Consider the following 14,098-nt stretch of genomic DNA (forward strand, 5'->3'; position numbering starts at 1 on the left):
GATGAGCCTCGGGAGCGAGTCGGGCTACACGAGCGGCGCCGACCTCCTCGCACAGACGTTCTACCCGCTGTTCCAGTGGCTCTTCGGCGACTCGAGCGACTTCGTCGCGGACGTCGAGACGAAACTCGCGGAGGCGCGCCGCGACGAAACCGTCGAGTTGTTCCTCTCGCGAGCGCTCGGCATCGGCGTCATCGTCGGCCTCGTCCTCTGGCTGCTCGGGACGCTCGTCGGATGGGCACTGTTCGCAACCGGCATCATCCAGACGGAGTCGCTCATCGGCCTCTACGTCAGCAACGAGACGCTCGTCGCGGTGCTGAACGCCATCAAGGTGCCGGCGCTCGTCCTGGTAACCGGGATTTTCTTCGGCTCCATCGGGTTCGCCACCGGCTTCGGCGGCGTCGTCGGGATGCCCTACATGACCGCCGGCGAGCGCAAACGCGAGATAAACATGCTCCTCCCGGACGCCGTCGCGTTCATGTACGCCCTCTCGATGGGTGGGATGAACCAACTCGAGATTCTGGAGGCGATGGCGAAAGCCGACGACACCTACGGCGAAGTCGCCCTCGAGTTCCGCAGCATCGTCCAGGAGACCAAATACTTCGACACCGACTACCGGAGCGCCGTCCGCAACCGCTCGGTTGAAACGCCGTCAGACGAACTCAGCCAGTTCCTCACCGACATGCTCTCCATCGTCAACTCCGGTGGCGACATGACGAGTTTCCTCTCCGACAAGAAGGACAAGCACATGCGGACGGCGAAACAGCAACAGGAGCTCACCCTCGACACCCTCGAGCTGTTCGGCGAGATGTTCATGACGCTCTCGCTGTTCCCGCTGTTGCTCATCATCATCCTCGTCATCATGAGCATGCTCGGGGAGGCCCAGCAGATTCTCCTCTACGGCACCGTCTACCTCCTCATCCCCATCGTCGGCGTCGGTTTCCTCGTCCTCGTCTCGACGGTGAAGCAGGACGAACCCGGTGACGGCTACCTCCGCCTCCAAGAGGGCGAGAACGGGGACGAGACGACGAGCCGCGAACCTGGTCTCTTCGACCTCGGCCTCATCGAGCGCTTCAAGGAGAACGGTGCGCTCTTCTCGCGCATCTACGACCGTGAGGGGACCTACGAGGCGAAGTGGGTGTTCACCCACCCTCACCTGTTCTTCAAGCGCCACCCGCTCTACACGCTCGGCATCACGGTGCCCGTCGCTGTCGTCCTGCTCGTACTCGCCGTGCTCGCGGGGTCGGCGCCGACGTCGCTCTCGGGGATGCAGGAGAGCCCCATCGCGGGTACCGTCGTCTGGGTGTACGTCCCGATGTACATCATCTTCCTGCCGCTCGCGGCGTTCCGCGAGTGGAACCTCCGCTCGCGTCACCGCATCACGAACAAGCTCTCCGACGACCTGCGGAAACTCTCCTCGGCGAACGACACCGGCCTCACCCTCCTCGAGTCCATCAAGACCGTCTCGGAGACCTCACCCGGGAAACTCGGCGAGGAGTTCAAAATCGTCCACGCGAAGGTGAACTACGGGACGAGTCTGCGCGACGCGCTCGTCGAGTTCAACAACAAGTACCACATCCCGCGGCTCGCACGCACCGTCAAGCTCGTCAGCAAGGCTCAGGAGGCGTCCAGCCAGATTTCGGCGGTCCTGACGACGGCCGCACAGGCCTCGGAGAACCAGGACGACATCGAGCGCGAGCGCAAGTCCCGCACCCGGATGCAGATCGTCATCATCATGATGACCTACCTCACCCTGCTCGCCGTCATGGCCATCCTGAAGGTGAAGTTCCTCGACGTGATGGCGGGCCTCGCCACCCAGGCCAGCGGCGGCGGTGGCGCGGCCTCGCAGGCCGGCGGTGGGAGCATGAGCTTCGGCGGGAACGTGAACATCCAGCTCCTCAACATGATGTTCTTCCACGCCGTCACGATTCAGGGCGTCCTCTCGGGATTCATCGCCGGGTACATCCGCGACGCCGACCTCCTGAGCGGCGTGAAGTTCGCCGTCGTCCTCCCGACGGTGGCGCTCGTCGTCTTCATCTTCATCTGACACCATGAGCCAACGCGCCCAGACCACCATCGACTTCGCCATCGGCGCGAGCGTCTTCCTCCTCACCGTCGCGTTCGTCTTCGCGTTCGTCCCTGGCCTCGTCAGCCCGTTCGCGAGCGGGCAGGAGTCCGCGCCCGTCGTCGCGAACCACGTCGCCGACGACCTCGTGCAGCAGGACCTCGCCGTGCAGGGGCAACCGTACACGCTGCGCGCCCCGCTGAACCTCGACGGCGCGGACGTCACCCTCGACGTCCCGCGGTTCATGGACGCGAACGTCACGGTGACGAACGCCGACGGGGTGGTGGCGAGTCGCGGCCCGACGCCGCCCGAGGGCGCCTCGACGTCGGTCGCATGGCGCGTCGTCACCTATCAGGGACGGCACGCCGAACTCCGGGTGAAAGTATGGTGACGCCGCGCGAGCGCGGGCAGGGTGACGGCAGCGACCGGGGGCAGGCGCACACGCTCGAGGGGGTGACGGCGGCGCTCATCGTCGTCACGAGCGTCGTCCTCGCCCTCCAGATGACCGCGGTGACGCCGCTGACCGCCTCGACAGCGAACCAGCACATCGAGACGCAGGAGCGCGCCGCCGCCCACGGCGTCCTCGCCACGGCCAGTCAGGAGACGCTCCGCGGGAGCGCGCTCTACTGGAACGCGACCAGGGCGCGCTTCCCCGGGTCGGGCGAACGCGGCTTCTACGTCGGGAGCGGGCCGACCGAGCAGGTCGCCCTCCTCGACCGGTTGAACCAGACGTTCTACGGGACCGGCATCGCGTACAACGTCCGTCTCGTCTATCTCGACGCGGCCGGCGAGGAGCGCCGGACGCGCCGCCTCGTCTACAACGGCGAACCGACGGAGAACGCCGTCATCGTGCGGCGCTCGGTGACGCTCTACGACAACGACCACCCGGTCGTCGCGTCCGGGCGGACGCCCCGGACGCTCGGCGAGTCGGCGTACTTCGCGCCGGACGCCGCGCCGAACTCGACGGTGTACAACGTCGTCGACGTGGAGGTGGTGGTATGGCGGATGTAGGCGTCTGTGGCGACGGCCGCGGCGTCTCCACCGTCGTCGGCTACGTCCTGAACATCGGCATCGCGCTGTTGCTCGTCACGGGACTGCTCATCGCGGCGTCCGGCTACGTCGCCGACCAGCGCGAGCGCGCCGTCCGCACCGAACTCCAGGTCGTCGGCGACCGCTTCGTCAGCGACCTCTCGACCGCCGACCGCCTCGCCACCGTCGGCGACGGCCGCTACGTCGCTGTCCACGCCACGCTCCCGCCGCGCGCCGTCGGACGACACTACACCGTCCACGTCGGCGACGTCGGTTCGCCCGGCGGGGAGGTGTACGTCCGTCTCGTCGCGCCGCAGGCGGACGTCACCGTCGAGCGGACCGTCCACCTCGACACCGCCGTGACGAACACGACGCGCTCAGGTGGGTCGCTCCGCATCGTCGTCGACGGCGGCACGATGGAGGTGCAGGATGGCTGACCGACGGACGGTCAGCGTTCCGAGCGGACGGGGTGTGAGCGACGTCGTCGGCTTCGTCCTCATCTTCTCGCTCATCATCGCCACCGTCGGCATCGTCTACACCACGGGTCTCACCGGCCTGCAGGACGCCCGCGACGCCGAGCGGCTCTCGAACGCCGAGACCGCCTTCGGCGTCCTCGACTCGAACGCCGAGGACATCCTTCACCGGGGCGCACCCGCGCGTGCGACCGAAATCAAGCTCTCGAACGCCCAAATCGGCCCGGGCGAACCCGTCACCGTGAACGTCACCGCCGGCCCGAACGCCTCGGTGTCGCGCGAAATCACGCCCGTCGTCTACAGCGCCGGCGACACGAAAATCGTCTACGTCAACGGCGCAGTCATCCGCTCACAGCGCGGCGGGGCGTCCATGCTCGACCCGCCGAACCTCCACCTCGGACAGCGTGCGCTCGTCCCCATCGTCGACACCTACTTCCCGGCGCCGAAGACGATCGGCGGGCAGACGCGCGCGCTCGTCCGCCTCGACGTCCCCACCGCGAGCGACCGCACGGTGACGGCGTTCCGCCCGACGAACGACACCGTCACCGTTACGGTGACGACGACGCGTCCCGGCCCGTGGAACCGTTACTTCACGGCGCGCGGCAGTTCCTGTAGCGAGTCACCGGTCAACGGCACCTACACCGCCGTCGCCTGCGACGTCACCAGCGTCCAGACCGTCGCCGTCTCCCGCACGAACGTCCACGTCCGCCTCAACTAGTCGAGGCGGACCGCGATGCTGTTCCGCGTCGCGTGGATGTACGTGACGACGTTCCCGCCGGTCTCGTAGCGCACGTACGCCGAGGAGTCGCTCAGGCTGACCGAGCCTGTCTGGTCGTACGCCCGGATGGTGGCCGTCCCCCCGTCAGTGACGAGTGCCATGTAGTGCTGGGTGAGGAAACGCGACGTGTTCGTCTCGCCCTCCGAGAACGTCGTCGGGCCGTCGACGGGGTGCTGGTCGAAGGTCGCGTTCTCGTCGAACGAACCCGACGGCGAGAAGTAGTTCAGGTTCGGGTCCGACTCGTAGGTGAAGGTCCGAAGCGCCGTCGCGTTCATCTCCAACACCGGCGCGCCGGCGACACAGCGCACCGAGAAATTGCCCGACCACGACTGGTAGCTCCGGCCGTTCGAGTAGTAGATCCACGCCGGGAGCGTCGAACGCGACGGCGTGCCGTCGTCGTCGCACTTCACCTGTCCGCTGCCCTGCGTCGGCACCGCAACCTCGAACTCCTTGCTCCCCGACTGGGCGTAGATCGACCACTTGAGGCTCGCGAACCGCTCCTTCTTCCCCGAGGAGACGCTCACGTTCATGTCGGAGACGGCGTGTCCCTCGGCGACGCCGCGGAGGCCGATGCGTCCGCTCGCCATCGAGAGTCGCCCCTGCTCGCCCGGCGTCGCGAGCGCGAGACTCACGGTGCCGTTCGGGTAGACCGTCACGTTCCCGTCCGTCTGCGCGCGGAAGTACTGCCCCCACCCCTCCGCGTAGCGGCTGTTGACGTCCAAGACGACCGTCCCGTTCGAAATCGGGTTCAGGTAGCGATGCGACCCGCCCGGGTATGTCGCAGAGCGGTTCGGGTAGCGGGCTTGGTCGACGGCGAGCGGCCGTATCGTCGCCTGTCGCGTCCCTGTTGTCTCCCCCGGCACCGTCTCGAGCGAGATTACAGGCAGCGTCAGCGTCTGGGTCTGGTAGTGGAACTCCGGCGGCGAGAGCAACACCGGTCGCCCGCTCCCGTCCGTCCGCCAGACGCCACCGCCCTGATAGGCGATGCGGGTCTGCCCGTTCCGGTACGTCATCGTTCCTAGTGTCTCGTTCACGAGTACCGCCGTGTTCCCGTTCCCCGAGTGGTTCACGTGTCTGAGGCGAATCCACCCCGACGAATTGTCGACTGTGTAGCGGCCCTCGCCAGGCTGGCCGAGAGTCACCGTCTGGCCGTCCGTCCGGCCGAGCGCCACGAGTGCCGCCTTCGAGTCGAAGAGCGTCATCACGTCCTCGGCGTTCGACGTCGCCGCCCGCTGTTGGGTCTCGCCCAGCGTCCCGCTCGCGACCATCACGACGACGCCGGTCACGATGAGCGTCAATCCGAGCAGGAGCGCCAACCCCACCACTTCGGACTGCGCGCGAGACCCATCACTCATGGCTAGACGGAGCGCCCGATGCGGGATGAACTTACTGGCGAGGACGGCCCGTGAGTCGCCGCCGAGAACAGCCGTCCCTCGCCGCCGTTACTGAGGTCGTCGCCCGTTTTGTGCGAGCAGGAGACGAGCGTGAGAACGGGCACGGCGGGATTTGAACCCGCGGTCTAGCGGTTAGGAACCGCTCGCCGTATCCGCTTGGCCACGTGCCCCGTGGCGGTGGCTACGGGGGTAGGAGTGAAAAACGGTTACTCTTCGCGGACGAACTAGTTCGTGTTCTTCGTGCCGGCCGACTCGGTCTCGGTAACGGTGTCGCTCTCCGTCTCGGACTCGGCGGAGCCGCCTTCGCGGACGTTCTGGAGTTCCTCTTCGATCTCCTCGCGGCCGCGCTTGAACTCGCCCATCGCCTGCCCCGTCGAGCGCGCGAGCTTCGGAATCTTGTTCGCGCCGAAGAGCAGTACCGCGATGAGGAGGATGAGCGCCAACTCCATCCCGCCCGGCATGCCGCCCAGGAACAGTGGGGTACTGGTGAGCATCTCTATCCTTCCGTAGCCAACTGCCAGTTATAGGTTTTTTGCTCCATGAGGTATTTGGGCCGGAGAAACGCCGACGCAGTCGAAAACGACGTCTCCGACGTCGGATCACCGACCCGGGTCTAGCGTACACGACGCCGACCGCATCGCCCACAAATCGGGGGCCACGGTACCACTAACCACGCACCGTTGTCGGTTCTACTGGGAACGCAACCATCATAGGCGATGCCTCCAAACGAGCGCACATGGTTGACGTTGGAGACGACGCACCCGACTTTACCGCACCGCTCGCCGACGGCGACGTAGACAGCTTCACGCTCTCCGAGGAACTCGGAGAGGAACCCGTCGTGCTGGCCTTCTACCCCGGCGCGTTCACGGGCGTCTGCACGGACGAGATGTGTACGTTCCGCGACAATATTGGCGCGTTCGAGGACGTCGGCGCGACGGTCTACGGCGTCAGCGTCGACACGCCGTTCGCGAACAACGAGTTCCGCGACCAGAACGACCTCTCCTTCGGCCTCGTGAGCGACGCCGACGGCGAGGCCATCGAGGCCTTCGACGTCGTCGACGATGACTTCGCCGGCTTCGGCTACACCGCCGCGAAGCGCTCCGTCTTCGTCATCGACGCCGACGGCGAAATCACCTACAAGTGGGTCACCGACGACCCCGGCGTCGAGCCGGACTACGACGAGGTCGAGGAGGCCGCCGCGGAAGCCGCCGAGTAACGCGACCCCTTCCGAATCGCGACGATATCGACCGGGACGCGCACGCGACCCGCGAATAACCCCTTCCCCCGGGGCGAACCACGTACGCCCCCATGGAGGCCCCGTTCCTTTTTAGCACGCCGCGTCACACCTCACGGTATGAGCGATACCGACGCGCCCGCAGAGAGCGAGCGAGGCATCCAGGAGTACGACCCGGGCGACGAGCACGCGTTCCCGGACGAGAGGCTGAACGATGTCCTCGCGGTCGTCGAGAACGACCCCGAGGTCGTCGCGCTCCTCGAGGCGCAGAACGTCAACCCCGTCACCCGCAAGGGGTACAACGACCACGGCGCGAAGCACATCGAAATCGTCCGCAACCGCGCGCTCCGGCTCTACGACCTGCTGAAGCGCGGCGGCGTCGAGTTCAACGGCGCGGCCGACCAGGGCCTCGAGGAGGCGGACGAGTCCGTCATCATCGCGCTCGCGGCGACGCTCCACGACATCGGGCACATCGTCCACCGCGACGACCACGCCTACTGGTCGATCCCGCTCGCCGCCGACATCCTCGACCGAATCCTCCCCGAGTTCTACGACACTGCGGACGCCGTCCGCGTGAAGGCCGAAGTCCTCCACGCCATCCTCTGTCACCACACCGAAGAACAGCCGCTCACCCGCGAAGCCGGCGTCATCCGCGTCGCCGACGGCCTCGACATGGAGCGCGGGCGCTCGCGCATCCCCTACGAGCGCGGCGGCCGCGGCATCAACACCATCTCCAGTCAGGCCATCGAGTCCGTCACCCTCCGCGAGGGCGACGAAGGGGGCGAGAACGTCCCCGTCCTCGTCGAAATCCGGATGCGGAACGCCGCCGGCGTCTACCAAGTCGATGGCCTCCTGAAGGAGAAACTCGAGGAGTCCACGCTCGAGGACGACATTCGCATCGTCGCGATGAACGTCGGGGGCGAGGAAGAACTCGTCGAGCGCATCGAGCTGTAGGCACACCGCGTCCCACGCAGGCATCCGCCAAGGCCGTCGCGTGCCAGTTCCCTTATTACGGCCGCCACGGTACTCCCGGTTCACATCGTGTCCGCGACCGACAGTCGCCTCGCCATTTTCGCCGATCGCGAGTTCATCGCGCTCTCGGGTACCGCGTTCGCCCGCGCGCAAGCCTACTCAACGATCCTCATCGCGATCGCGCTCTACGCGGACGCCTTCGGCACCACGGGATTCATGGAGGGCCTCTTCGGCACCGCGTTCGCCGCCGTCCAACTCCTCATCGTCCTCCCGCTCGGCCGCCTCGTCGACACCCGGAACGCGAAACACTTCCTGCTCGTCGGCCTCCTGTTGAACGTCGCGACGTTCGTCGGCTTCATCTTCGTCTCGAACGCCGTCGACGTCGTCCTCGTCCGCATCCTCCAGGGCGTCGGCGCGAGCATGCTCTGGATCACCGGCTCGAGCGTCGTCGGCGAAATCAGCCCCGACGCCGAGCGCGGGCGCTGGCTCGGCTCCTACAACCAGGTCGGCGCGTTCTCCAGTTTCGCCGGCGACCTCGTCGGTGGCGCGCTCCTCCACACCTTCGACACCTCGGTGACGTTCGTCGTCCTCTCGGCCATCACGCTCGCGGCGTTCGTCCTCGTCTACGTCTTCCTCCGGGACAACCCCGGCGGACGGAAGGACCCCGAGGAGTCCGGGAGCCTCGAGACGTTCGTCAGCCTCCTCAAGCGCCCGATGGTGAACTCGCTCGTCACCTTCCGCTTCGCGTTCAGCGTCGGGAAGATGGCGGTCATCCTCTTCCTCCCCATCTACGCGCGCACCGAGTTCGGCGTCTCCGCGTTCGCCATCGGCATCCTCCTCGCCGGCGGCAAACTCGTCAAGGCCGCCCTCCAGGGCTGGATGGGCGACCTCACGGACAGACTCGGGAACGAACAGTACTTCGTCCTCGTCGGTGCGCTCACCTACGCCGTCGGCACCGCCTGCATCCCGCTCGCCGGTCCCGCACAGGGACTCCTCCCCGCGTTCGCCGTCGCCGGCTTCGACGTCGACGGCGCCTTCCTCACCATGTTCCTCGCGTACGCCGTCATCGGCGTCGCCGACAGCATCCGCCTCCCCGCCAGCATGGCGCTCTTCGTCGAGGAGGGCGAGCGCTTCGACTCCGTCGCCTCCTCGATGAGCCTGCGCTCCATCTCGTGGAAAGTCGGCCAAGTCGTCGGTCCCGTCCTCGTCGGCTCCATCAAGGACTTCTACGGGATGGCCATCGCCTTCTGGACCGCCGCCGCGTTCATCGTCGTCGCCAGCTGCGCCTTCATGCTCATGTACCGCTTCGGCCACCACATCACCGGCGGGCAGCCCGTCGGCGCGGACTGAGCACTACTCGTCGTGCTGTTCTTCGGCAGAAGATGCACCGACCGGGATTTGAACCGAAGCGAGACGGACGCGCTCACGCTGTTCGCGCGCTGCGACTCGCAGGGCTCAAATCCGTGCATTTCGCCTCACGCGGTTCGGCAGAAAGTGCACCGACCGGGATTTGAACCCGGGCCATGAGCTTGGAAGGCTCAGGTCCTAGCCACTAGACCATCGGTGCTGGCTGCATCCATCGTTTTTCGGTGGTCGGTAAAGACGGTTTCCCTTCAGGACGTGACGACGGCGTAGGAGTTGCCCGTCGACTCGTAGACGTCGAGGACGTCGAGCGCGGACGCCTCGAGGTCCGCGCGGAACTCTTCAGGGTCGTAGATGTGGTAGTAGCGGGGTTCGACGGCGCCACCCGGAAGCGTCCAGTCCACCGTGGTGTCGAAGCCCTCCTCGGCGTCGAAGCGGTCGTGGGTGGTGCTCCAGACGCTGATGAGTGCCTCGCCGCCGGCGCGGAGGACGCGCGCGAGGTCGGTGAGGCTGGCCCGCCGCGCAGTCTCCGTGGGGAGGTGGTGGAGGGTGGCGATGTAGACGGCGAGGTCGATGCTGTCCGCGCGGAGGGGGAGGCGGCCGGCGTCACCACGGACGAGGTGGACGTCATACCCTCGCTCGGTGGCGCGCGCCCGCGCTTCGGCGAGGAGGCCCTCACTGGCGTCGACGCCGACGACGGTGTCGGCGCGCTCGTCGAGGAGTTCCGCGTGGCGGCCGTTCCCACACCCGAGGTCGAGGGCGCGCTCGCCGCGTCGCTCCTCGATGAACTCGGCGACGTCGGGCCACGGGTGCTCGCGGGTCTGCGAGAAGTGTTCGGCGATGCGGTCGTAGACCCGGTCGGGGCGAGGGTCACCAGTCGGGGTCTCGGGGGCGTCGGGCATACGTCACGGGAGGGTGGCCCGGCCCTTGAAGCGCGGGATTCGGGCCGTCAGCCGAAGAAGAGGAAGATGCCGTACGCGATGGTGAGCATGATGAAGGCGTGTTTCGCGCCGGAGCGCGGGTCGTCCTCGGCCATCTGCCCGGCGACGAACCCGGAGCAGACGGACTGGACGAGCGCGGTGTGGAAGAAGAGGAGGCTGTAGGCCTGTTTCTGCGCCTCCGTAATCTGGCCGATGCCCCCGACGGTGGTGGCGCCGACGTCGCCGAACTGCTCGGCGGTCGGAATCGCGGGCACGAAGATGGTGTCGAGGGCGACGATGATGGCGAGGAAGACGAAGAACGCGAGGTAGATGACGACGAGGTAGGTGACGAGTTCGTTGCGGCGTTCGCGCTTCAGCCGCTGGGTCGACTTCGCCTCGTCGGCGGCGATGCGGAGGACGGGCCCGAGGTCGCTCGTGGCGCTCATCGCGTTCGTCGTCAGCGTCACGATGCGGGTGACGGTCGGGGTGCGGATGCGCCGCTCGAAGCGCTGGAGGGCGGCCTCGACGGGCGCGCCCCACTGGACGTCCGCCCACGTCCGGTCGAGTTCGGTGTTCAGGCCGCCGAGGTCGCTGCGAACGACGCGCTTGAGGCTGGCGACGATGGGCATCCCCGCCTCGTTGGTGCTGGCGAGGCGGTCGAGGAAGTCGGGGACGGCGCGCTCGATGGCGTCGACACGGCGCTTGCGGACCTCCCAGACGAGTGCGAACGTCCCGACGACGAAGAGCAGGGCCTGCACGACGGGGTCGTCGAGCGTCGACAGGAGGGACTCCAGCGTCGCGGGCTGGACGAGTTCGGCGGGCGTGACGCCCATGGCGAGCAGGTCCCGCAGCCAGCGCACGAGGACGTAGAGGACGGCGATCGGGCTGGTGATGGCGAGGAGCCAGACCGGCCGTTCGAGGATGGTCTCGGCGGGGTGGGTGAGCGCGTAGCGGACGGGTTGGATGCGCTTGTAGGCGCGCAGGCGCGCGCGGTTCGCGAGCGAGACGTCACCTGCCGTCCCGCCGTCGGCGGCGAGGCCGTCCTCCCCGGGGACGTGGGACTCGATGACGCGCTCGTAGCCGGCGCCGGTCTCGATGGCACGCGCGCGGTCGAAGTCGGTGTCGCTCGTGATGCTGTCGAGGTAGACGACGAGGCCGACGGTTGCGAGCGGGATGACGAGGTAGGTGAACACCCGGAGGAAGGTGAGCGTCCCGCCGAGGACGAGGCCGATGACGACGAGGATGGTGATGAGGAAGAGCGGTCCGGCGACGAAGACGGTGACGTACGCCTCCGCGAGCGTCGAGAGCAGTTCGAGGAACCGCTCCTGCTCGCTCTCGGACTCCTCCTTGTAGTACTCGTACTCGTCCCGGAGGAAGCGACTGACGCTCTGTCCGGACTGGAGGACGCTCGTGAGGTTCTCGATGAATTCCTGGAAGTCGTCGCTCGGGGTGCGGTTGGCAGTGCGCCGGAGCGCGCTGATGAGGTCCGCGCCGAAGAGGTCGACGTCCCGAACGGTGACCCCGACTTCCTTCGCCGCCTCGCCGTAGACGTGGTGGTTCTTCGCGAGGATACGCAGAATCTCCGTGAACGACATCCCGGAGCGCGAGAGCGCGAACATGAACGCGATGTTGCGTTCGAGCGTCGTGTCGATGTGGCGCGCGCGCTCGTCCGCCCGGTACTGCGGGAGCATCCAGCGGAACTGATAGGTGACGAACGCGGTGACGACGCCGAGCGTCACGCTCCCCGCGAGGACGGCGCCGAGGAGCGTGAGTGGCCCGACGTCGGAAATCGACCCGGAGACCGGGAGTACCCCCATCTCGAGGAGGGCGAGGAGGGCGACGACGAGATAGAGGCCGAGGACGCCCCCGATGACGGCAGCGGCGGCCGTGTAGAGGAACGTCCGCGAGGCGTACATGACGTAGGGCTGTGGGATGTGCGCGGCGCGGAGGCGGCGCGCCTGCCTCCGGTTCCCGGCCGCGCGCGAGCGGGCGTAGTCGCCGAATATCGAGACGGCCGTCCACGTGACGACGCGGCTGAGGCCCTCGCTCAGCGGGACGCACGCGATGACGACGACGAGCAGTCCGGCGGCGACGAGCGGGAGGTACTCGAGCACGGCTTACCTCGCGACGTCGGTGTCCAGTTGCTCGGTGACGCGCTCGACGACGTGCTCGGGGTTGGCGTAGTACTCGTTGATGAGCGCGGTGAACTGTCGGTAGTCCGTGATGCCGCGCTCGACGAGGTACTGGAGGACGCGCTTCCGGTTCCGGAGTTCGCGCAGGAGTTCGGAGCGACTCCACCCGCGGTCCTCGCGAATCTCGTCGAGGACGGCGCTGTCCTGCTCGACGAAACGGTCCTCGGTCGGCCGCCACTCGAACGCCGTCGAGTAGTCGAGGTCGCCGGTGCGCTGGTCGATACCCTCGATTTCGGCGATGACGCGGTTGCGCCGGACGCGCTCGTCGTCGACGTAGGTGAGCGTCTGCACGCAGAGGATGTCGAGACTCTGAATCATCGCCCGCGGGACGTTGATGGGTTCGTTCTCGAGGCGGTTGATGGCGGTCTGGACGCTGTCGGCGTGCATCGTCGAGTACGTCGTGTGCCCGGTGTTCATCGCCTGGAAGAGCGTCATCGCCTCCTCGCCGCGCACCTCGCCGACGATGATGTACTCGGGGCGGTGACGGAGCGCGGAGCGCAGCAGGTCGTACATCGTGATGTCCGAGCTGTCCCCGAGGCTCTCGCGCGTCACCGAGGAGAGCCAGTTGTCGTGGTAGAGGGTGAGCTCACGGGTGTCCTCGATGGTCAGGACTTTCGAGCGCGGCGGGACGAACATCGAGACGGCGTTCATGCTCGTCGTCTTCCCGGACGCGGTCCCGCCGGCGAAGAGCAGGCTCTTGTTCGACTCGATGGCGAGCCAGAGGTAGGCCATCTGGTCGAGGTCGAACGTCCCGAGGTCGACGAGCGTCGCGGGCGTGAACGGCTCCTCGGAGTACTGACGGATGGTGAACGCCGACCCGCGCGGCGTGACCTCCTCGCCGAGCGCGAGTTCGGCACGCGAGCCGTCCGGGAGCGTCGTCTCCGTGACGGGGTCGCCGATGCTGATGTGCCGACCCGACTGCTGAGCGAGCCGGACGACGAAACTGTCGAGCTCCTCCTGTTCGTAGGAGAGGTTCGTCTCGATGTCCGTGTAGTCGTCGTGGTAGACGAACAGCGGGATCTCGTAGCCGTCGCAGGAGATGTCCTCGATGTGGCTGTCGTGCATCAAGGGGTCGATCTTCTCGAATCCCTCGAACGCCCGGTAGAGGTAGTAGAAGAGGCGGTTGAAGGTGTTCGCGTCGACGTCGGCGCCGTACTCCTCGAGGAGGAGTCGCGCGCGCTCCCGGAGGACGGACTCGGCGTCCTGCGGGTCGTACTCGGCCTCGTAGACGAGCGTGTCCCGGACGTCGCTGAAGAGGTTCTCGAGGAGTTCCTGCTCGACCTCGTCGAGTTCAGGCTCGACGACGTGGTAGCGGTATTCGTTCTCCGCGGGGTCGTGACCGATCCAGACGAACGCGTAGGGGGCGTTCACCCAGTATCGGTCGACTTCCTCGTAGCCCTCGAGCCCGGAAAAGGAAACGAGCGGGCCGTGTTCGGCGGGCCGGTATTCCGTCTCGGATATCGTAGAGCCCCGGAGCATCTCGGCCGCCCGCGCGAGACGCCAGCGTAGGCGCTCGTATCGTCCCGAGAGCGTATCTGGAAATTCACTGGACATCGAGAGTGTCTACTGGCTCAACACTCCGGCATAGCTTAAAACCTGTCCGCACGGTTGGATGCTCGGCGCCGTCGCGCCCGCGCGGGCGTCCGACAGCGTGGCCGCGCGACCTATCGTCGGCGTTACGT

General features: G+C 67.1%; 13 protein-coding genes and 2 tRNA genes. 8 read left to right on the plus strand and 7 right to left on the minus strand.

What is annotated here, in order from left to right; translation table 11 throughout:
- The first annotated feature begins 1 nt into the window (after position 1).
- The 5 genes from ACQUS8_RS01855 to ACQUS8_RS01875 are packed head-to-tail and all read left to right on the plus strand — an operon-like array spanning position 2 to position 4,282.
- Positions 2 to 2,044: a type II secretion system F family protein gene (locus ACQUS8_RS01855; RefSeq protein ID WP_435096078.1), complete on the plus strand. Its 2,043-nt coding sequence runs from the start codon at positions 2 to 4 to the stop codon at positions 2,042 to 2,044.
- Positions 2,045 to 2,048: 4 nt separating this feature from the next.
- Positions 2,049 to 2,453: a DUF7287 family protein gene (locus tag ACQUS8_RS01860; RefSeq protein WP_435096081.1), complete on the plus strand. Its 405-nt coding sequence runs from the start codon at positions 2,049 to 2,051 to the stop codon at positions 2,451 to 2,453.
- On the plus strand, positions 2,447 to 3,073 hold the full coding sequence (locus tag ACQUS8_RS01865) for a DUF7288 family protein (RefSeq protein WP_435096084.1): 627 nt from the start codon (positions 2,447 to 2,449) through the stop codon (positions 3,071 to 3,073). Before ACQUS8_RS01860 ends, ACQUS8_RS01865 begins: the two co-directional genes overlap by 7 nt.
- Positions 3,061 to 3,528 (plus strand): DUF7266 family protein, encoded by a 468-nt coding sequence (locus tag ACQUS8_RS01870; RefSeq protein WP_435096087.1) that lies wholly within the window; start codon positions 3,061 to 3,063, stop codon positions 3,526 to 3,528. The genes ACQUS8_RS01865 and ACQUS8_RS01870 overlap by 13 nt, the downstream gene beginning before the upstream one ends.
- Complete coding sequence (locus ACQUS8_RS01875; protein ID WP_435096090.1) at positions 3,521 to 4,282, plus strand: DUF7289 family protein; 762 nt, start codon at positions 3,521 to 3,523, stop codon at positions 4,280 to 4,282. The genes ACQUS8_RS01870 and ACQUS8_RS01875 overlap by 8 nt, the downstream gene beginning before the upstream one ends.
- On the opposite strand, the gene ACQUS8_RS01880 is transcribed toward ACQUS8_RS01875, so the two are convergent.
- The 3 genes from ACQUS8_RS01880 to tatA form a co-directional block, all read right to left on the minus strand.
- Entirely contained in the window at positions 4,279 to 5,697 is a 1,419-nt protein-coding gene (locus ACQUS8_RS01880) for a DUF7289 family protein (protein WP_435096093.1), read from the minus strand. The genes ACQUS8_RS01875 and ACQUS8_RS01880 overlap by 4 nt on opposite strands.
- Before the next feature lie 136 nt (positions 5,698 to 5,833).
- Positions 5,834 to 5,906 (minus strand) — tRNA-Arg (locus ACQUS8_RS01885).
- 54 nt (positions 5,907 to 5,960) lie between these two features.
- Positions 5,961 to 6,230: a twin-arginine translocase TatA/TatE family subunit gene (tatA, locus tag ACQUS8_RS01890; protein WP_435096096.1), complete on the minus strand. Its 270-nt coding sequence runs from the start codon at positions 6,228 to 6,230 to the stop codon at positions 5,961 to 5,963.
- A 242-nt stretch (positions 6,231 to 6,472) separates the two neighbouring features.
- Here tatA and ACQUS8_RS01895 point away from each other — a divergent pair, with 242 nt between their 5' ends.
- The 3 genes from ACQUS8_RS01895 to ACQUS8_RS01905 all read left to right on the plus strand — a co-directional run bounded on the left by ACQUS8_RS01895 (position 6,473) and on the right by ACQUS8_RS01905 (position 9,292).
- A complete protein-coding gene (locus tag ACQUS8_RS01895) occupies positions 6,473 to 6,952 on the plus strand; it encodes a redoxin domain-containing protein (RefSeq protein ID WP_435096099.1) in 480 nt (159 codons plus the stop codon).
- A 138-nt stretch (positions 6,953 to 7,090) separates the two neighbouring features.
- Positions 7,091 to 7,924 (plus strand): HD domain-containing protein, encoded by an 834-nt coding sequence (locus tag ACQUS8_RS01900; RefSeq protein ID WP_435096102.1) that lies wholly within the window; start codon positions 7,091 to 7,093, stop codon positions 7,922 to 7,924.
- A gap of 87 nt (positions 7,925 to 8,011) precedes the next feature.
- Positions 8,012 to 9,292 carry an MFS transporter gene (locus tag ACQUS8_RS01905; protein WP_435096105.1) on the plus strand — a complete coding sequence of 427 codons (1,281 nt, stop codon included), beginning with the start codon at positions 8,012 to 8,014 and terminating at the stop codon, positions 9,290 to 9,292.
- Between the two features lie 145 nt (positions 9,293 to 9,437).
- Here ACQUS8_RS01905 and ACQUS8_RS01910 read toward each other — a convergent pair.
- From ACQUS8_RS01910 to ACQUS8_RS01925, 4 genes are all read right to left on the minus strand, one after another.
- Positions 9,438 to 9,509, minus strand: a tRNA-Gly gene (locus ACQUS8_RS01910).
- Between the two features lie 46 nt (positions 9,510 to 9,555).
- A complete protein-coding gene (locus ACQUS8_RS01915; RefSeq protein WP_435096108.1) occupies positions 9,556 to 10,206 on the minus strand; it encodes a class I SAM-dependent methyltransferase in 651 nt (216 codons plus the stop codon).
- Between the two features lie 47 nt (positions 10,207 to 10,253).
- Positions 10,254 to 12,338, minus strand: coding sequence for a type II secretion system F family protein (locus ACQUS8_RS01920; RefSeq protein WP_435096111.1), 2,085 nt, complete (start codon positions 12,336 to 12,338; stop codon positions 10,254 to 10,256).
- Positions 12,339 to 12,341: 3 nt separating this feature from the next.
- Positions 12,342 to 13,970 (minus strand): type II/IV secretion system ATPase subunit, encoded by a 1,629-nt coding sequence (locus ACQUS8_RS01925; RefSeq protein WP_435096114.1) that lies wholly within the window; start codon positions 13,968 to 13,970, stop codon positions 12,342 to 12,344.
- Between the last annotated feature and the right edge of the window lie 128 nt (positions 13,971 to 14,098).

Origin of the sequence: Halarchaeum sp. P4 (genome assembly GCF_051195175.1) — an archaeon.
Classification (GTDB): Archaea; Halobacteriota; Halobacteria; order Halobacteriales; family Halobacteriaceae; genus Halarchaeum.